This is a genomic window from Kitasatospora sp. NPDC001132, from assembly GCF_053598415.1.
The window spans coordinates 247,803-266,297 of sequence record NZ_JBSFKF010000005.1; the positions used below are offsets into that span (position 1 = coordinate 247,803).

16 protein-coding genes and 1 pseudogene are annotated in these 18,495 nt (G+C 74.6%); 13 read left to right on the forward strand and 4 right to left on the reverse strand.

What is annotated here, in order from left to right:
• Positions 1-111: 111 nt before the first annotated feature.
• Positions 112-1,197, reverse strand: a complete 1,086-nt coding sequence (locus ACWDBE_RS09640) for a pyridoxal-phosphate-dependent aminotransferase family protein (RefSeq protein ID WP_449789387.1) — start codon at positions 1,195-1,197, stop codon at positions 112-114.
• A 119-nt stretch (positions 1,198-1,316) separates the two neighbouring features.
• On the opposite strand from ACWDBE_RS09640, the gene ACWDBE_RS09645 reads away from it, so the two are divergent.
• The 7 genes from ACWDBE_RS09645 (at position 1,317) to ACWDBE_RS09675 (ending at position 8,971) form a co-directional block, all read left to right on the forward strand.
• A complete protein-coding gene (locus ACWDBE_RS09645) occupies positions 1,317-2,408 on the forward strand; it encodes an amidohydrolase family protein (RefSeq protein ID WP_449789388.1) in 1,092 nt (363 codons plus the stop codon).
• A 185-nt stretch (positions 2,409-2,593) separates the two neighbouring features.
• On the forward strand, positions 2,594-3,271 hold the full coding sequence (locus tag ACWDBE_RS09650; protein ID WP_449789389.1) for a uracil-DNA glycosylase: 678 nt from the start codon (positions 2,594-2,596) through the stop codon (positions 3,269-3,271).
• A 183-nt stretch (positions 3,272-3,454) separates the two neighbouring features.
• Positions 3,455-4,474 (forward strand): SCO1860 family LAETG-anchored protein, encoded by a 1,020-nt coding sequence (locus ACWDBE_RS09655; protein WP_449807639.1) that lies wholly within the window; start codon positions 3,455-3,457, stop codon positions 4,472-4,474.
• Between the two features lie 223 nt (positions 4,475-4,697).
• Positions 4,698-5,720, forward strand: coding sequence for a glutamine synthetase (glnII, locus tag ACWDBE_RS09660; RefSeq protein ID WP_449789391.1), 1,023 nt, complete (start codon positions 4,698-4,700; stop codon positions 5,718-5,720).
• A 302-nt stretch (positions 5,721-6,022) separates the two neighbouring features.
• Positions 6,023-7,120 (forward strand): LLM class flavin-dependent oxidoreductase, encoded by a 1,098-nt coding sequence (locus tag ACWDBE_RS09665; RefSeq protein ID WP_449807640.1) that lies wholly within the window; start codon positions 6,023-6,025, stop codon positions 7,118-7,120.
• 93 nt (positions 7,121-7,213) lie between these two features.
• Positions 7,214-7,807, forward strand: coding sequence for a hypothetical protein (locus ACWDBE_RS09670; RefSeq protein WP_449789393.1), 594 nt, complete (start codon positions 7,214-7,216; stop codon positions 7,805-7,807).
• Positions 7,808-7,903: 96 nt separating this feature from the next.
• Positions 7,904-8,971, forward strand: a complete 1,068-nt coding sequence (locus ACWDBE_RS09675; protein WP_449807641.1) for a cobalamin-independent methionine synthase II family protein — start codon at positions 7,904-7,906, stop codon at positions 8,969-8,971.
• Between the two features lie 58 nt (positions 8,972-9,029).
• On the opposite strand, the gene cobC is transcribed toward ACWDBE_RS09675, so the two are convergent.
• Positions 9,030-10,586, reverse strand: coding sequence for an Rv2231c family pyridoxal phosphate-dependent protein CobC (gene cobC, locus ACWDBE_RS09680; RefSeq protein WP_449807642.1), 1,557 nt, complete (start codon positions 10,584-10,586; stop codon positions 9,030-9,032).
• A 295-nt stretch (positions 10,587-10,881) separates the two neighbouring features.
• Here cobC and ACWDBE_RS09685 point away from each other — a divergent pair, with 295 nt between their 5' ends.
• The 4 genes and pseudogenes from ACWDBE_RS09685 to ACWDBE_RS09700 all read left to right on the forward strand — a co-directional run bounded on the left by ACWDBE_RS09685 (position 10,882) and on the right by ACWDBE_RS09700 (position 15,318).
• On the forward strand, positions 10,882-11,835 hold the full coding sequence (locus ACWDBE_RS09685) for an alkaline phosphatase family protein (protein ID WP_449807643.1): 954 nt from the start codon (positions 10,882-10,884) through the stop codon (positions 11,833-11,835).
• Positions 11,836-11,840: 5 nt separating this feature from the next.
• Positions 11,841-13,178, forward strand: a pseudogene (locus ACWDBE_RS09690) (MFS transporter); the annotation flags it as partial.
• Between the two features lie 175 nt (positions 13,179-13,353).
• Positions 13,354-14,385, forward strand: coding sequence for a TolB family protein (locus ACWDBE_RS09695; RefSeq protein WP_392878372.1), 1,032 nt, complete (start codon positions 13,354-13,356; stop codon positions 14,383-14,385).
• A gap of 123 nt (positions 14,386-14,508) precedes the next feature.
• Positions 14,509-15,318, forward strand: a complete 810-nt coding sequence (locus tag ACWDBE_RS09700) for a hypothetical protein (protein WP_449789400.1) — start codon at positions 14,509-14,511, stop codon at positions 15,316-15,318.
• A 135-nt stretch (positions 15,319-15,453) separates the two neighbouring features.
• Here ACWDBE_RS09700 and ACWDBE_RS09705 read toward each other — a convergent pair whose 3' ends face one another.
• Entirely contained in the window at positions 15,454-16,404 is a 951-nt protein-coding gene (locus tag ACWDBE_RS09705; RefSeq protein WP_449807644.1) for an EamA family transporter, read from the reverse strand.
• A 159-nt stretch (positions 16,405-16,563) separates the two neighbouring features.
• On the opposite strand from ACWDBE_RS09705, the gene ACWDBE_RS09710 reads away from it, so the two are divergent.
• Together ACWDBE_RS09710 and ACWDBE_RS09715 are read left to right on the forward strand one after the other, a co-directional pair.
• The gene (locus ACWDBE_RS09710) at positions 16,564-17,073 is read left to right on the forward strand and encodes a MarR family winged helix-turn-helix transcriptional regulator (RefSeq protein ID WP_449807645.1); all 510 of its coding nucleotides are present in this window, start codon (positions 16,564-16,566) and stop codon (positions 17,071-17,073) included.
• 179 nt (positions 17,074-17,252) lie between these two features.
• Positions 17,253-17,801, forward strand: coding sequence for a hypothetical protein (locus tag ACWDBE_RS09715; RefSeq protein WP_449807646.1), 549 nt, complete (start codon positions 17,253-17,255; stop codon positions 17,799-17,801).
• Here ACWDBE_RS09715 and ACWDBE_RS09720 read toward each other — a convergent pair.
• Positions 17,731-18,399, reverse strand: a complete 669-nt coding sequence (locus ACWDBE_RS09720) for a class I SAM-dependent methyltransferase (protein WP_449789406.1) — start codon at positions 18,397-18,399, stop codon at positions 17,731-17,733. The genes ACWDBE_RS09715 and ACWDBE_RS09720 overlap by 71 nt on opposite strands.
• Between the last annotated feature and the right edge of the window lie 96 nt (positions 18,400-18,495).

The following is an 18,495-nucleotide window of genomic DNA, read 5'->3' on the forward strand; positions in this document are numbered from 1 at the left end:
TGCGGGGCCGCGGCGGGCGCCGGCGCTCCCCGCCCCCCCGCCCCCCGCGGCCCCCCCACCCGGGCCCCCCCCGGCGCTCCGCCCGCCGGGGGCCCCCGCGCCCGTACCGGGTCAGGCCCGGACGGTCACGTTCCAGGCGGCCTCGGCGGCGGCCAGGGCGGGCGCCGGGTCGGCGTCCGTCGCGTCCGCGAGGGCCGACAGGCAGGCCCGGACGGTGTCCAGGGCGGCCGCCTGCCCGTAGTGGTTGACCCGCAGCATCGAGCCGGCCAGCGCGCCGCCGCCCGGCTGGACGGGCAGGGCCGGGTCGAGGCGGGCGGCGAGGGCCGTCGCGTCGACGCCGTCCTGGGTGCGCAGGGTGGTGGCGACCGGGGCCGCGTGGGCGTCCTCGACGACGTACGGGGCCAGGGTGCCGAGCGCGCGGACGCCGGCCCGGGTGGCGGCGGAGGCGGCGCGGTGGCGGGCGATCACGGCGGGCAGGCCGTCGGCGGCGATCCGGTCCAGGCAGGCGCCGAGCGCGAGCATCTCCAGCTGGGCCGGGGCGTGCGGCAGGACGGCGCGGCCGGCGTCCGTCCAGCGCTCCTTCCAGTCGAGCAGCGACAGGTAGGAGCGGCGCGGGGCGGCCGGGTTGGCGGCGATCCGCTCCCAGGCGCGCTCGGAGACGGACACGGCGGAGACCCCGGCCGGACCGCCCATCGCCTTCTGGCCGCCGATGACGCACAGGTCGACGCCCCACTCGTCGGTGAGCAGCGGCTCGGCGGCGACGGACGCCACCGCGTCGAGCATCAGCAGCGCGCCGTGCTCGCGGACCGCGGCGCCGATCCCGGCGACCGGGTTGGTGTTGCCGGTGGCGGCCTCGGCGTGCACCAGGGAGACGAAGTCGATCTCCGGGTGGGCCTCTAGGGCCGCGGCCACCTGCTCGGCGCTCACCGCGCTGTCGAAGGGCACGGCCAGGTCGACGACCTTCGCGCCGCAGGAGCGCAGCCAGTTGCCGAAGGTCTGCCCGTACGGGCCGGTGACGATGTTGAGGGCGGTCGAGCCGGGGTGCGCGGCGCCGCGGATCGCGGCCTCCAGGGGGAGGAGCGCCTCGCCCTGGGTGACGATCACGTCGGCCTCGGTGTGCAGCAGCGCGGCCACCTGGTCCTCGATCGCCGCGAACTCGGCGGCGCTGAGCGGGGGCAGGTCGAGGAAGGGGCTCACGTCTTTTTCGCCTTTCGCGGGGGTGGGGTGCGGAAACGAGTCTGCCGCATCATGACTGCTTACACGGCACCCGCCCGTCGGTAGAGTGCGGCCATGAGCGAGCGGAGCGAGGCGGGCGCATGAGTGATGGTGCGGTGCTGCACGTGCGGGGTCGGGTGCTGGTCGGGCCCGAGGACGTCCGGGACGAACTCTGGGTGGTGGACGGCCGGGTGAGCTTCACCCGCCCGCCGACCGCCGAGGACGTGCGGACGGTGACCGGCTGGGTGCTGCCCGGCCTGGTGGACGCGCACTGCCACGTCGGACTGGACGCGCACGGCGCGGTGGACGCCGAGACCAGCGAGAAGCAGGCGCTCACCGACCGGGACGCCGGCACCCTGCTGATCCGCGACGCCGGCTCGGCCGCCGACACCCGGTGGATCGACGAGCGCGAGGACCTGCCCCGGATCATCCGGGCCGGCCGGCACATCGCCCGCACCCGCCGCTACATCCGCAACTACGCTCACGAGATCGAGCCCGGCGACCTGGCCGCCTACGTCCGGGCCGAGGCCCGGCGCGGGGACGGCTGGGTGAAGCTGGTCGGCGACTGGATCGACCGCGAACGCGGCGACCTCGCCGCCTGCTGGCCCGGCGACGCGCTGGCCGAGGCGATCGCGGCGGCGCACCAGGAGGGCGCCCGGGTCACCGCGCACTGCTTCTCCGCCGAGTCGCTGCCGGACCTGCTGGCGGCCGGGATCGACTGCGTCGAGCACGCCACCGGGCTGACCGAGGAGCTGATCCCGGTCTTCGCCGAGCGCGGGGTGGCGATCGTGCCGACCCTGGTCAACATCGCCACCTTCCCGGACCTCGCGGTCGGCGGCGAGGCCAAGTTCCCGGCCTGGGCGGCGCACATGCGGCGGCTGCACGAGCGCCGGTACGACACCGTCGGCGCCGCGCACGACGCGGGCATCCCGGTGTTCGTCGGGACGGACGCGGGCGGCTCGCTGGCGCACGGGCTGGTCGCGGACGAGGTGGCGGAGCTGGTGAAGGCGGGACTGAGCCCGGCCGAGGCGCTGTCGGCGGCGAGCTGGGGCGCGCGCGAGTGGCTGGGGCGGCCCGGGCTGGAGGAGGGCGCGCCGGCGGACTTCGTGGTGTACGCGCAGGACCCGCGAGCGGACGTCCGGGTGCTCGCGGACCCGCGGCTGGTGGTGCTGCGGGGGCGGCCGGTCGGGTAGTCGCGCGGGGCCGCCGCGAGGGCCCGGCGGGACGGTCGTGCGGGCTGGTCCGTACCGTCGCGCGGGCCCGCCCGTACCATCGCGCGGGCCGGTCCGGGCCGTCGCGCCGGCCTTCCTCGGCGGCCCTTCGATCGCATGATCATCCGCTGAAAGCCCTGTCGGTGTAGGCCGATAGGGTGGCGACCATGGCACCGCGTCCACTGAACGAGATCGTCGAGCCCGGCTGGGCCGCCGCCCTGGAACCCGTCGCCGGACGGGTCGCCGAGATGGGCGACTTCCTGCGCGCCGAACTGGCCGCAGGCCGCACCTACCTGCCCTCCGGCCCGAACGTGCTGCGGGCCTTCCAGCAGCCCTTCGCCGACGTGCGGGTGCTGATCGTCGGGCAGGACCCGTACCCGACCCCCGGCCACGCCGTCGGGCTGAGCTTCTCGGTGGCGCCGGAGGTGCGGCCGATCCCGGCGAGCCTGATCAACATCTACCGGGAGTACGGCACCGACCTGGGGCTGCCGCAGCCCACCAACGGGGACCTCACCCCGTGGACGCGGCAGGGCGTGCTGCTGCTCAACCGGGTGCTCACCGTCCAGCCGCGCAAGAGCGGCCAGCACCGCGGCAAGGGCTGGGAGGCCGTCACCGAGCAGGCGATCCGGGCGCTGGTGGCGCGCGGCGGCCCGCTGGTCGCGATCCTCTGGGGGAGCGACGCCCGCAACCTGCGCCCGCTGCTGGGCAACGTCCCGTCGGTGGAGTCGGTCCACCCCAGCCCGATGTCGGCCGACCGCGGCTTCTTCGGCTCGCGGCCGTTCAGCCGGGCCAACGAGCTGCTGGTGCGGCAGGGGGCTCAGCCGGTGGACTGGCGGCTGCCGTAGCAGACAGGCCGTAGCGGACCGTCCGTAGCGGACCGGGCCGTAGCGGGCCGGCCGTAGCAGAGTCGAGTCAGTGCAGAACGCCAATATCACTCCAACGAGTGAAATGACTTTCTGTGTTACTCATGTGACGGATTGTTCGAGAAGACTGGCGTCTCATCGTTTCATCTGTGTGGGGGTATCGCCATGTCTTCTCGCCGAATCGTTTCCGTCGCCGCGGCCACCGCCGTGGTGGCGAGCACGCTGCTCACCGCCGGGCCCGTCCAGGCGGCCGAGCCCGCCCCGTCGCCCGGCAAGGCGCGCGCCGTCACCGCCGAACTCAACCTGGACGTCAGCCTGTTGAACAAGGCCGTGGACATCCCGGTGAACGTCGCGCTGAACAAGGTGGAGTCGCCGGCCCAGCGCGACGGGTCGGTCCTGACGGCCACCGTGGCCGGGGTCGACCAGACCGGCCCGGTCGAGCTGGTCAAGGCCGACATCGGCAAGTCGGTGACCAGGGTCGACGCCAAGGGCGCCACCGCCTCCGTCAAGCTGGTCAATGCCGACGTGCACGCCCCCGGCCTGCCCGCCACCGCGCTGCTCGGCCTGGAGGCGATGAGCGCCGAGGCGACCTGTCCGGTGGACGGGAAGCCCACCGCCGACGTGGTCGCGCCGGTCAAGCTCAGCGTGCTCGGCAAGCCGGTCACCGTCGGCCTCTACGGGCCGACCAAGGTGGACGTGCCGCTGGTCGGCAGCGTCTCGGTGGAGTTCTCCAAGAAGACCGTGACGACGACCGCCGCCGCCGCCTCCGCGCTGGAGGTGCAGGTGGAGGTGAACCCGCTCAACCTGAACGTCGCCAAGGTCACCGGGAAGGTCACCGTCGCCTCGGTGAGCTGCGAGAAGCCCTCCTCGCCGGCGGCCGGCCAGGCCACTCCGTCCGGCCAGGCCACTCCGGCCGTCCCCTCCGGTCAGGCCACCGGCGGCGGCGCGCCCACCGGTGCGCCCGCCGCCCAGCCGGTCGCCGACACCACCGCCTCCCGCACCGCCGCCCCGCAGGCCGCGGTCGAGAAGACGGAGAAGGCGGAGAAGGCGGAGAGGCTGGCCGCCACCGGCGGCAGCAGCGCCACCGGCCCGCTCGCCGCGGGGGCCGCCGCCCTGGTCGCGGGCGGGGCGGCCGCGCTGTGGGCCACCCGGCGACGCCGCGCCGCGCACGCCCGCCGTCACTGACCACGGCGGCCGCCCGCGACCGCATCCGTCGTCACTGACCACGCGGGTGCCGTCACCGACGGCACCCGGGACGGCGGGAGTGCCGCCCGCGGCACTCCCGCACCGTGACGGTGTCAATGCGGACGGTTGGTTCACATGCGCGTTACACGAGAGGAACAACCGGGAAACGGCGGCTTGCGACGCTACGCGGGCACCCACCACCCAGCAATGCGAGGGACACGACGTGGCAATCAAGGCCGAGTACATCTGGATCGACGGCACCAAGCCGACCGCGAAGCTCCGTTCCAAGACTCGCGTCCTGCCCAACGCCGACAAGATCCCCACCTGGGGCTTCGACGGTTCCTCGACCAGCCAGGCCGAGGGCCACGCCTCGGACCGCGTGCTGGACCCGGTGCGCGTGGTGCCGGACCCGATCCGCGGCGGCGACCACATCCTGGTCCTCTGCGAGGTCCTGGAGACGGACGGCACCCCGCACGTCTCCAACACCCGCGCCCTGCTGCGCGAGGTCGCCGAGAAGTACGCCGCGCAGGAGTCGATCTTCGGCATCGAGCAGGAGTACACCTTCTTCAAGGGCTCCCGCCCGCTCGGCTTCCCGGAGGGCGGCTACCCGGCCCCGCAGGGCGGCTACTACTGCGGCGTCGGCGCCGAGGAGGTCTTCGGCCGCGAGATCGTCGAGCTGCACCTGGACCGCTGCATCGACGCCGGCCTGGCCATCTGCGGTATCAACGCCGAGGTCATGCCCGGCCAGTGGGAGTTCCAGATCGGCCCGGTCGACGCGCTGACCGTCTCGGACGACATGTGGATCGCCCGCTACCTGCTCTACCGCACCGCCGAGGAGTTCGGCATCGACGCCACCCTGGACGCCAAGCCGGCCCGCGGTGACTGGAACGGCGCGGGTGCCCACACCAACTTCTCCACCAAGGCGATGCGCGAGGGCTACGACGCCATCATCACCGCCTGCGAGTCGCTCGGCGCCTCCCAGGAGAAGGTGCTGGAGCACGTCAACCAGTACGGTGACGACATCCAGTCCCGCCTCACCGGCAAGCACGAGACCGCCCCGTGGAACGTCTACAGCTACGGCGTCTCCGACCGCGGCGCCTCGGTGCGCATCCCGTGGCAGGTCGAGGTGGACAAGAAGGGCTACATCGAGGACCGCCGCCCGAACGCCAACGTCGACCCCTACGTCGTCACCCGCCTCCTGATCAACACCTGCTGCGAGGCCCTGGAGAAGGCCGGCCAGGTCTGATCCACCCGCCCCACCCGGGCACCCGCACCACGCCCCGCAGGCCCCCTCCCGGTGCAGGAGGGGGCCTGCGGGCGTTCCGGCGCGTGTGTGGCCCTCGGGACGGGGTGGTGTCCGGGGTGGACGGTGGGCCTTGATCGGGTGGGGGAGTTCGCGGAGAATCGGGCCGTGACTGCTTCGGACCGGCCCCTCCTCGTGCGCAGGCTGCACGTGGACCTGGGGCGGGTGTGGGCGGACGGGTGTCGTGGTCGGTGGGTTCCGTCAACCGACCTCAGGCAGTACCGGCCCCAGGAGTGTGTCCGTCCATGGCTCTCACCTTCCACTGGTTCCTCCCCACCAACGGCGACAGTCGGCTGATCGTCGGCGGCGGGCACGGCTCCACGCCCGGCGCGGCCGGGTCGGACCGGCCGCCGAGCATCGGTTACCTCGGCCAGATCGCCCGCAGCGCCGAGCAGTTGGGCTTCGAGGGGGTGCTGACGCCGACCGGGGCCTGGTGCGAGGACGCCTGGCTGACCACCGCGATGCTGAGCCAGGTGACCGAGCGGCTGAAGTACCTGGTGGCCTTCCGGCCCGGGCAGATCAGCCCGACGCTGGCCGCGCAGATGGCCGCGACCTACCAACGGCACACCGGCGGGCGGTTGTTGCTCAACGTGGTGACCGGTGGGGAGTCCGCCGAGCAGCGCGCCTACGGGGACTTCCTGGACAAGGACGCCCGGTACGCCAGGACCGGGGAGTTCCTGGACGTCACCCGGCGGCTCTGGGCGGGGGAGGCGGTCGACCACCACGGCCCCCACCTGCGGGTCGAGGGGGCGCGGCTGAACCGGCTGCCGGACCCGGTGCCGGCGGTGTACTTCGGCGGCTCCTCTCCGGCCGCCGGTGAGGTCGCGGCCCGGTCCGCGGACGTCTACCTGACCTGGGGCGAACCGCCCCTCCAGGTCCGCGAGAAGATCCGCTGGATCCGCGAACTGGCCGCCGCCCGCGGCCGGACCGTCCGGTTCGGCATCCGGCTGCACGTGATCACCCGGGACACCGCCGCGCAGGCCTGGGCGGAGACCGAACGGCTGCTCGCCGCGATGGACCCGCGCCGGGTGCGGGAGACCCAACGGGCGCTCGCCGAGAGCGAGTCGGAGGGGCAGCGGCGGATGCTCGCGCTGCACGGCGGCTCGGCGCGGCGGCTGGAGGTGCACCCCGGCCTGTGGGCCGGCATCGGGCTGCTGCGCGGCGGCGCGGGTACGGCGCTGGTGGGCAGCCACCGCGAGGTCGCGGACCTGATCTGCGAGTACCACGGCCTGGGCATCGACGAGTTCGTGCTGAGCGGGATGCCGCACCTGGAGGAGGCGTACTGGTTCGGTGAGGGCGTGCTCCCGCTGCTCGCCGCCCGCAACCTCTGGAGCCGCCCGTGACTCCCGGGTCCGCCCGTGACTCCCGGCGCGGGAACCCGATCGTGACCGGCAAATCGCTGGTCAAGCGCCTCTGACGGATCGAGAATTCATGGCATGACCCAGCAGCCCCTGCTCCTCCTCGACGTGGACGGACCGCTCAACCCCTACGCCGCGCCGAAGCGGAGGCCCGAGGGCTACACCACCCACCGCCTGCGCCCCTCCTGGTGGGTGGCGAAGCAGGAGCACCTGGCGGCGGTCCAGGCCCGGCAGGCGACGCGCGCCAAGCACGCCAAGCCGCCGGCCGTCCGGGTCAAGCCGCTGCGGGTCTGGCTCAACCCCTCGCACGGCGAGGAGCTGCTGGCGCTGCCGTACGAACTGGTGTGGGCCACCGGGTGGATGGGTGAGGCGAACACCCACATAGGCCCGCACATCGGCCTGCCCGAACTCCCGTACATCCGCTGGTCCGACCTGTTCGGTACGGACCCGGGCGGGTTGCACTGGAAGACCAGGGACGTGGTCGCCTGGGCCGCCGGGCGCCCGTTCGTCTGGGTGGACGACGAGCTCGGCCCTCAGGACGAGGAGTGGATCGCCGCCCACCACCCGGGTCCGGCGCTCGCCCTGCACGTCAACCCCCGGGTCGGCCTGCTGTCCGACGACTTCGCCAGGCTACGGGAGTGGGCGGAGGGTCGCGCTGTTCCGGGGGCGTGAACCATGGGAGGTGGGGCGCGCGGGGCGTGAATGATCCGGTGTAGTGCGCCGTGCGCCCCGTTGTGCACGTCGCGCCGCGCTTTCTAACGTCCCATCATGACCATTCCCACGGAGCCCATCGGCAGCATCCCGCGGCCGAGTACCCTGCTGAACGCCCTGGCCGAGCACGCCGAAGGCCGCTTGCCCGACGCCGACCTGAAGAAGCTGCAGGACGAGGCCACCGCCGACACCCTCGCCAGGCTCGCGGAACTCGGCTGCCCCGTCCTGGTGGACGGCGAGCAGGCGAAGCCGAGCTTCGTCACGTACCCCCTCACCGGGCTGACCGCCCTCGACGGGAACGGCGCCGTCATCCCCTTCGCCGACGGGCACACCCGGCAGCTGCCGCGGCTGACCGCCGGGCCCTTCCGGTACCGGGTCCGCGCCGAGACCTACCTGCGCGAGGCCCTCCGCCACACCTCGCAGCCCGTCAAGCAGGCCGTCATCGCGCCCTCGGCGCTCAGCCTGCTCTACCCGGCCGACGGCATCGACGGCTACTCGCGCGAGGACTTCCTGAAGGACCTGGCCGACGAGGCCGAGGCCGACATCAGGGGCTGCCTGGACGCGGGCGCCAACGTCGTCCAACTCGACTTCACCGAGGGGCGGTTGTCGCTCAAGCTGGACCCGTCGGGCGGTCTGCTGGACGACTTCGTGGCGCTCAACAACCGGGTGCTCGACCGGTTCACCGAGGAGGAGCGTGCCCGCCTCGGCGTGCACACCTGCCCGGGCGGGGACCAGGACTCCACCCACAGCCTGGACGTCGACTACGCCGAGCTGCTGCCGAAGCTCTTCCGACTGAAGGTCGGCAACTTCTACGTGCAGCTGGCGAGCGAGGCTGATCCCGACCGCGTTCTCGCCGTCATCGCGGATCAACTCCACCCCGGGATCCGGGTGTTCGTCGGGGTGACCGACCCGATCGACCCCAGGGTGGAGACCCCGGAGGAGGTGTGCGACCGCGTGCTGGCCGCGGCCCGGCACATCCCGGTCGACCAGCTCGGCACCACCGACGACTGCGGGTTCTCGCCGTTCGCCGACGACACCTCCACCGCGCGTGAGACCGCCTTCGCCAAGATCGCGGCGCGGGTGCGGGGCACCGCCCTGGCGGCGGAGGCGCTCGGACTCCGGTAGGGGTTCCTGTTCGGCCGTTCGCCGGGCGCCTGGACGGCCGGCCGGGCCCCTCCGGCGGTCAGGCCGAACCGAGCACGGCCTCAAGGGCGTTGAGGAAGTGGTCGGTGGTCGCCTCGTCCCGGACGGCGATCCGCAGCCACTCCTCGCCCAGCCCCGGGAAGGTGTCTCCGCGCCGGACGGCGAAGCCGTGCTCGCGCAGCCGCTGCCGGACGGCGGCCGCCTCCGGCATTCGCACCAGGACGAAGGAGGCGGCCGGTTCGCCGTACAGCCGCACCGAGCGGAAGGCGGCCAGGCCCTTCACCAAGTGGTCACGCCGGAGCGCGAGTTCGGCCGCCGCCCGGTCCGCCTCGGCGAGCGCCGCAGGGCCGCTGCACACCTCGGCGGCGGCCAGCGCCGGGGTGGACACCGGCCAGAGCGGCTGGGCGGCGGCGAGGCCGGCGATCAGTGGCGCGGGCCCGAGCACGTAGCCGATCCGCAGTCCGGCCAGGCCCCAGGTCTTGGTGAGGCTGCGCAGCACGACGACCCGGCCGGGCAGGTCCCGGACGGAGGCGAGGGACTCCCGCTCGCCCGGGACGGTGTCCATGAACGCCTCGTCCACCACCAGGGTGCGCCCCGGCCGGGCCAGCGCGGCGACGGCCTCGGCGGGGTGCAGCACGGAGGTCGGGTTGGTCGGGTTGCCGAGGACGACCAGGTCCGCCTCCTCGGGGACGGCGCCCAGCCGGAAGCCGTCCTCGGGGGAGAGCAGCACCCGGTGCACCCGGTGTCCGGCGTCCCGCAGCGCTGCCTCCGGCTCGGTGAACTGCGGGTGGACCACGACGACGTGACGAGGCGTCAGAGTCCTGGCCAACAGGACAAAGGCCTCCGCGGCCCCCGCGGTGAGCAGCACCTCCTCGACCGGGCGGGCGTGCCGGGCGGCCACCGCGGCGCGCGCGCTGCTCTGGTCGGGGTAGGCGGCGAGTTCGCCGAGGGTGGCCGCGAGGTGCTCGCGCAGCCAGGCCGGGGGAGTGCCGGTGCGGACGTTGACGGCGAGGTCGACCAGGCCGAGCCCGTCGGCGCGCACCTCGGCGTCGCCGTGGTGGCGCAGGTCGGGTTCGGGGGTGGTCACGTGAGGTCTCCTTGCGGGGTGGTGCGGGTGGGGCTGGTGCGGGCCGGGAGGTGCGGCGGGCGTGACGGGCGGTGCGACCTGCGCGACCTGCGCGGCGGGCCCGTCCGGTGCCGCGGCCCGGGCGATCGCGACCGTGGCCCGCGCCGACTTCCGCTTGGTGACCAGGAGCCGGCCGCCCGGAGCGCTCGCCAGCGCCGCCGCCTCGGCCACGCTCGCGGTGCCGACGGCCGTACCGACCGTGGCGGAGGGGTTCGGCACCGGCACGCCCGCCAGGGCCTCGGGCGGGTGCTCGTCCACCGGCACCCCGCCGAGGCGGTCGGCCGTCCAGCGCACGGCCGGGTGGTCCGCCCTGCCCGTCACGGTCGCCAGCCGGGCCACCGCGGAGCGGTCCAGCCCGGCCTCCCGGAGGGTGTCCGTCAACAGCCGCAGCACCTCGGTCCGCTCGGCGCCGCTGCTCGCGCCGATCCCGACCACCAGGGTGCGCGGGACGACGGCGACCAGTCCGCTCACGTACCGCACCCCTTCGTCCCGAACTCCGGTGATCCCACCACGCCCGGCCGGAACGGGTCAATCGTGGCGGGTGTGACATCGGACGCCAGGCGAGGCGCTGTGCTCGATGCCGGGCCAGGCGCTCTGCCCGACGCTGTGCCAGGTGCTGTGCCCGACGCCGCCGGTCCGCCCCGGGCCGCCGCGCGCGGCAGGTGTTCGTCTGTTCTTCACTTGTGTTGTGGGGTACACGACACTGCGGTGCTCGTACTGTTCTCGGCGCTCCCGCCCGGGAAGCCCCCGACCTCCGGAGGACCTCATGGCCTTCGCACGACTGCGCACCCCCGGAACCCTCGTCCCCGTCCCCGTCCCCGGCGTCCCCGGCGCCCTCCCGCGCCCCTTCCGCCGCCGCCCGCTCACCGCGCTGGCGGTCGGCCTCGGCCTGGTCGCCGGCTCGCCCGGCCTGTGGGCCGCCGCCGGCAGCGCGGCCGCCGACGCCGCCGCCGGGCTGCCCGCGCCGGACCACGTGGTCGTCGTCGTGCTGGAGAACCACGCCTACAAGCAGGTGATCGGCAGCTCCAAGGCCCCGTACATCAACAAGACCCTGGTGGCCGGCGGCGCGACGCTGACCACCTCCTACGCGCTCACCCACCCCAGCCAGCCCAACTACTACATGCTGTTCTCCGGCAGCTCCCAGGGCATCGTGGACGACGGCTGCGTGGACGTCGGCGCCCTGCAGGAGCCCAACCTCGCCTCCGAGCTGATCGGTGCCGGCCAGACCTGGGCCAGCTACAACGAGGGCCTGCCCGCCCCCGGCGCCACCGACTGCAGCAGCGGCGACTACGCCCAGAAGCACAACCCGTGGTTCGGCTTCGGCAACGTGCCGACCTCCAGCGCGTACGGCATGGACGCCTTCCCGAGCGACTACAGCACCCTGCCGAAGGTCTCGTTCGTCGTCCCGGACCTCTGCGACGACATGCACGACTGCTCCGTCGGCACCGGCGACTCCTGGCTCCAGACCAACCTCGACGGGTACGCGCAGTGGGCGAAGAGCCACAACAGCCTGCTGCTGCTCACCTTCGACGAGGACGACAAGCTGTCCGGCAACCGCATCCCGACCCTGGTCTACGGCGCCCACGTCGCACCCGGCAGCAGCACCGCCATCACGTACAACCACTACGACGTGCTGCACACCCTGGAGGACCTGGCCGGGGTCAACACCCACGCGGGCAACTCCGCCGGCGCCGCCGACATCACCGGAATCTGGAACTGACGCCCGTGTACGTCGCGGACTCCCGCAGCTCGAAGGCCCCCGGCGGGCCGGCCACGCAGGCCGCGCCGGCCGGCTCCGCCTCCCCGGCCGCCGGTCCGGTGCGGCGGGGCACCGGCCCGCGCACCGTGCCCGGGGCGGTCATCGCCCTCGGCACGGTCAGCCTGGTCACCGACGTCTCCTCCGAGATGGTCACCGCCGTCCTCCCCCTCTACCTGCTCACCGGCCTCGGCCTCTCCCCGCTCGGCTTCGGCCTGCTCGACGGAATCCAGAACGGCTTCAGCGCCCTCGTCCGGCTGGTCGGCGGCCACCTCTCCGACCGCCGCGGCCGCGACGGCGCCGCCCGCCACAAGGCCGTCGCCGCCGTCGGGTACGGGCTGTCCGCGCTGTGCCGGCCCCTGCTGCTGTTCGTCCACACCGTGCCGCTGATCGGCGCCGTGATCGCCGTCGACCGCACCGGCAAGGGTCTGCGCACCGCGCCGCGGGACGCGATGATCTCGCTCGCCACCGAACCGGCGCACCGTGGCCGGGCGTTCGGCGTGCACCGGGCGATGGACACGGCCGGCGCCCTGCTCGGCCCGCTCACCGCCTTCCTGGTGCTGCGGCTGGCCGGCGGGCCGCTGCTCGCCGACGGCGGGGAGCGGCACGGCTATGACGCGGTGTTCACCGTCAGCTCGTGCGTCGCGGCGCTCGGCGTGCTGATCCTGCTGCTGTTCGTGCCGAACCGGCGGCGGGGTGACGACTTGTCGACTTCCGCACCCTCGCTGCGCGCCGGCCTCGCCCTGCTGCGGCTGCCGGGGCTGCGCAGGCTGACGTTCTGCGCCGTCCTGCTCGGCCTCACCACCGTCAGCGACTCCTTCCTCTACCTGCTCGTCCAGCGCCGCCTCGACCTGCCCGTCTCCCTGTTCCCGCTGCTGCCGCTGGGCACCGCCGCCGCCTTCCTGCTGCTCGCCGTCCCGCTCGGCGCGCTCGCCGACCGGATCGGCCGCCACCGGCTCTTCCTGGCCGGGCACGGGGTGCTGCTGCTCGCGTACGGGCTGCTGCTCTCGCCGCTGCGCGGGCTGCCTGCGGTGCTCTGCGTACTGGTGCTGCACGGCACCTTCTACGCGGCCACCGACGGCGTGCTCGCCGCCGCGGCCGCCGACGCGGTACCCGCCGAGCAGCGCGGCTCCGGGCTCGCCCTGGTCGGCACCGGGCAGGCGCTGGCCCGGTTCGCCTGCTCGCTGCTGTTCGGCGCGCTGTGGGGCGCCGTCGGCGGCCCGGCCGCGCTGGGCTGGTCGGCGGGGGCGCTGGCGCTGTGCGTGCTCGGCGCGGCGGCGGTGCTGCGCCCGTCCGGCGCCGTGGCCCCGGGCCCGTCCGGTGCCGTGGATCAGGGCCCGTCCGGTGCCGTGGCCCCGGGCCCGTCCGGCGCCGTGGCCCCGGGCCCGTCCGGACCGGGCGGCGGCGAGCCCGAATCCGTCGGCGGGCAGCCCGAGCCCGCCGTCGCCGCGAAGCCGTCGGAGACGACCAGGAGGAGACCCGATGAACCTGCGGAACCGGACCAGGGTGATCATCCTGCTGGTCGCCGTCGTCCTGCTCGGCGCGGTCGGCACCGGGGCCGTCCTGAACGCCGCCGGCCGCACCGCCCGCCGGGACCAGGCCCAGCCCGGCGGGCCGTCCGTCGAGTCGGGGCCGGTGTCACTACAGGTGCAGAGCGGCGGACGACAGCTGTTGTTCCGCAACATGGCCTGGGGCCCGCACCGGGACGAGATCACCACCGTCGCCGCCGACCACCCGGACGGACCCCGCACCGCCTCCGGCGTCCAGTGCCTGCGCTTCCACGCCGCCGCCGGCACCGGCATCTGCCTCCAGGCACAGCGCGGCGCGCTGGAGGACAGCTACCGCGCCGTCGTCCTGGACGACCACCTGCGAGAGCTCCGCTCGTTCCCGGCGGCCGGCATCCCCACCCGCTCACGGGTCTCGCCGTCCGGGCACCTCGCCGCGTGGACGGTCTTCGTCAGCGGCGACTCCTACGCGGGCAGCGACTTCTCCACCCGCACCTCGATCGTGGACGTCCGGGACTGGAACCTGCGGGAGAACCTGGAGGACTTCGCCGTCGTGCTGGACGGCCACCCGTACCAGGCGCACGACGTCAACATCTGGGGCGTCACCTTCGCCGACGACAACACCTTCTACGCCACCCTCGCCAGCGCCGGGCGGACCCACCTCGTCCGCGGCGACCTCGCCGCCCGCACCCTCACCGCCCTGCACGACAACGTCGAGTGCCCCTCGCTCTCCCCGGACGGCACCCGCGTCGCGTACAAGAAGCGCGTACCCGGCCTGCCCGCCGACTCCCCGTGGCGGCTGTACGTGCTCGACCTCGCCACGATGACCGAGACCGCCACCGCCGAGCAGCGCAACATCGACGACCAGGCGCTCTGGTCCGGCGACGGCACTCTGGTCTACGCGCTGCCCGGCGACTACGGTGCCGATCTGTGGACCGTCCCGGCAGACGGTTCGGGCAGCGCGCAGCCGGTCACCAAGGCCGCGGTCGCCCCCGCCTACCTGGGCTGAGGAACTCTCGGCTACGGTCCCACGTCGAGCAGAGTGTGACGTCCCTGATCGGGCATATTGAACGAATGCCCTGATCAGACGTCCTGATCGAGCGTTCTGATCGAACGGGGGAGCGAGACAACCGTGGACGGCATCCCACCCGAGCGCATGGTGACCGACTCCTGGCCCGCCCTGCACGGCCGCCCGGTCCTACGGCGCACCGTCGCCGTCGGGCTGGTGCTCTGCGTGTCCGTCGCCGCCGCCCTCGTGGTGCGCGGCGTCAACGCGCTCACCGCCGGCACCGCCGGCCGCGAGACCGACCGCGACCGCGCCGAACGCCTCGCCGGCCTCCACCCGTCCCAGCACCCCGGGGTCGGCCGCTTCTACGTCCCGGTCGGCGCCGTCTACACCCACACCTCCGACGGCGCCCCGGTCGCCTACCTGCACTACCGCCTCGGCGGCGGCAGGGCCCCGGGACTCGGCGACTTCCTCAGCGCCTACGACCTCCCCTCACCCGGCCCGGCCTCGCGGCTCCCGGCCGACCTGGTCGCCGCCCTCGGCGGCGACGAACCGGCCGAGGCCCCGGAACTCCCCGCCTCCCCGCTGCCGCCCGCCGCCACGCCGTCCGCGTCCACCTCCGCGTCCACCGAGGGCCCGTCGCCGGAGGCCGACCCCGACAGCCCGGGCGGCACCGCCGGCACCGCGGGAAACCGGGCGGACCCTCTCACCGCCCCCGCGGACCCCGCCGCCCCGACCCCGGCCGTCGCCCCGGCCCCCGACGAGCCCACCGCCGACGACCCGGCCCCGATCCCGACCCCCACCCCGACCTGGACCCCCACCCCCAGCCCCACCGCCGTCCCCACCCGCACCCCCACCGCCCGCCGCATCTACGTCGCCACCATCCCCGGCGGCCTGCCCGGCGCCGCCGACATCTACATCCGCGCCACCGGCTGACCCACCGCCGGGGCCCGGGTGTCGCCGTCCGAGCAGCCCGTTCATCCCCCCGGCCGACCGACGCGCACACGCACACGCACACGCCTGCGCCCCACCGGGACGGGCTCGGCGGGGCGCAGGCGTGTGGTGGCGCGGTCAGCGGGTGGTGGCCGGTGTGGGGTGGGGTGTGGGGGCAAGAGGTGCCGCGGGGGGCGTGGGGGCGGGGGTCGAGGCCGGCGTGCGGCGGGCGGGGGCCTGGCCGACGAGCATGGCGGCGAGGGCGAGGAGGAGGCCGAGGAGCTGCCAGGGGGTGAGGGTCTGGCCGAGGACGAGAAGGCCGCCGAGGGTGGCGACGACCGGGTTGATCAGGCCGAGGAAGGAGGCCGGGCCGGCGCCGAGGTGCTCGATGCCGCGGAACCAGAGGAAGTAGCCGAGCGCGGTGCCGAACACGCCGAGGTAGGCGAAGCCGGCCAGGTTGGTGGCGCTCAGCGCGGGCGGCGCGCCCTCGACCAGGGCGGCGAGCGGGACGAGGAAGACCGAGCCGGCCAGGAGCTGCCAGGCGGTGAGGTCGAGCAGGGTGGCGCCCTCGGGGCGGCCCCAGCGGCGGGTCAGGACGGTGCCCATGGCCATCAGCGAGATCCCGGCGACCATCGCGGCGATGCCGACGCCGTCCAGCCGGGCGCCGCTCTTGAGCACCAGCAGGGCCACTCCGCCGACCCCGACCAGTCCGGCGACCACCGCCCGCCGCCCGGGCCGCACCCGCAGCACGCCGATCGAGAACCCGGCGACGAGCAGCGGCTGGATCGCCCCGATGGTGGCGGCGACGCCGCCGGGCAGGCGGTAGGCGCCGACGAACATCAGCGGGAAGAACAGCCCGATGTTGAGCATCCCGAGTACGGCCGCGCGCCCCCACCAGCGCCCCTTGGGAAGTCGGCGGCCGATCAGCAGCAGGAGCAGCCCGGCCGGGAGCGCGCGGAGTGCGGCGAGCAGCAGCGGGCGGCCCTCGGGCAGCAGCTGGGTGGTGACGAGGTAGGTGGTGCCCCACGCGGCCGGGGCGAGTGCGGCGGTGACGGCGATCCCCGCGCGCTTGCGGTCCATGACGGCCATGGCTTCCCCCTGAACGTTGATTATCTGAACGTTGAGATATTTTCTACGCCCGAGATCGATGAACGTCAAGTATGTGAATGTTAAGATATCCAGGTTGGACAGGCGGGTCCGGACGGCCTCGGGCGGTCGCGGACAGACGGCTCCGGGAGGGCGGCGGACATGCAGCAGCGCGACACCGTGGACGACATCGTCGAGCAGTGGGCCCGGGCCCGCCCCGACCTGGACGCCGGGCCGATGGCGCTGATCGGCCGGCTGCGACGGCTCAACGTCCGGGTCGACAACGCCCTGCGCGAGTACTTCAGCGCCTGCGGCCTGGACTCCTCCGAGTTCGACGTGCTGGCCACCCTGCGCCGCTCCGGCGAGCCGTACGAGCTCAACGCCCGCGCGCTGCTCAAGTCCGCGATGGTCACCTCCGGCGCCATCACCAACCGCGTCGACCGGCTGTCCGCCAAGGGCCTGGTCGAACGCAACCCCTGCCCGAGCGACCGCCGCGCTGTCCTGGTCCGCCTCACCCCGGCGGGCAAGGAGCTGATCGACGGCGCCCTGGCCGGCCACGTCGACAACGAGGAGCGCATCCTCTCCGCCCTCGACGCGGAGGAGCGCACCCGGCTCGACGCCCTGCTGCGCAAGCTCCTCATCGCCCACGGGGACACCGAGCCGCTCCTCTGAATCGGGCCGCCGTCCGGATCGGCCGTCCGAGTCGGGCCCCGTCCGAGTCGGCCCGGCCTGGGCCGTCGCCAGGGGCTGCGCAAGCGGGCTGCACCGACGGGGCCGCACGCCGGGCGGCGTGTCCAGGCGCGTCCCGACCGCGTTATCCCCTGCGGAAGCCCACCGGAGGAGAGGCCCCGATGAAGAGGAAGACCCCCAGGGACATCGCCGTCGACGACCAGCTGCGGGCCGCCGGGGCCGAGGGCGCCCAGTGGCTCACCGCCTCCGGGTGGGGGCCGCCCGTCAGAGTGCCGGTGCAGAAGGCCGCGAAGTGGCAGCAGGAGACCCGGGCCCGGATGCTGGCGTCGCAGCAGGACGAGTCCTGCACGTGGTGCGACCACCTGCTGTACGGCAGCCCGCAGCCCGTCGTCGTGCACGCGGAACACCCGACCCACCTGATTTGCCGCGCCTGCTCGATCGCCGCCCGGCCGCGCCGCGTCTGCCTGGACTGCGGGGAGCCGGCCTCCTCCGCGTCCACGGCCGACGGGCGCGAGGACGTCTTCATGGGCGCGGTGGCGATCTACACCCGGCTGCGCTGCGCCGCCTGCCACCGGTCCGACCCGCCCGCTCAACGGCACCTTCGGCAGGCGGGCCTGACGCGGCCGCCCCGCAGGCCGCTCAACGTCGCGCGACCAGCGCGTACCGCTCGTCGTCCACCGGGCCGCCCCACAGCTCGGCCTCCCCGGTGAGCGGCTCGACCCGTAGCTCGGACACCAACGGCCGGACGGCCGCGGCGAGTTCCTCCGCCCCGACCCCGCCGCCCCACGGCAGCCGCCCTGCACCGGCCGGGTACGGCGGCGGGACGTCGGCGGTCCGCCCGGCCTCGCGCCAGCGACCCTCGACCAGGACCAGTCGGCCGCCGGGCCGCAGCAGTCGCACCCAGGCGCGCAGCGCCCGCTCGGGCTCGGGGAGCGTCCAGAGCAGGTGGCGCGACAGCAGGACGTCGAAGCTCCCGTCCCGGAGCGGCGGCGCGCCCGCGTCGCCCACCAGGAAACGCGCCGTCAGCCCCGCCGCGACCAGCTTCGCCCTGGCCCGCCCGACCATCCGCGGCGCCAGATCCACCCCCGTGACCCGGTGCCCGTCCGCCGCGAGCAGCAGCGCCAGCGACCCGGTGCCGCACCCGGCGTCCAGCACGTCCGCCGGCCCACCCGGCACCCACCCCCGCACCCGCCGCACCCACGCCGCCCGTACCGGCCCCGCCCGCAACCCGTGGTCGGGCTCCTGGTCGAAGGCCGCGGCGGCCGCGTCCCAGTACTCGGCGATGGCCCGTCGGCCGGAGTCACCCATGGCACGCATCATCGCAACACCCACCGACACGCGCGGCCTGGTGACCCCGCCGCGATGGACTGCGGAACGTGTTCCGAACTTTCGTCGAGCCATGTC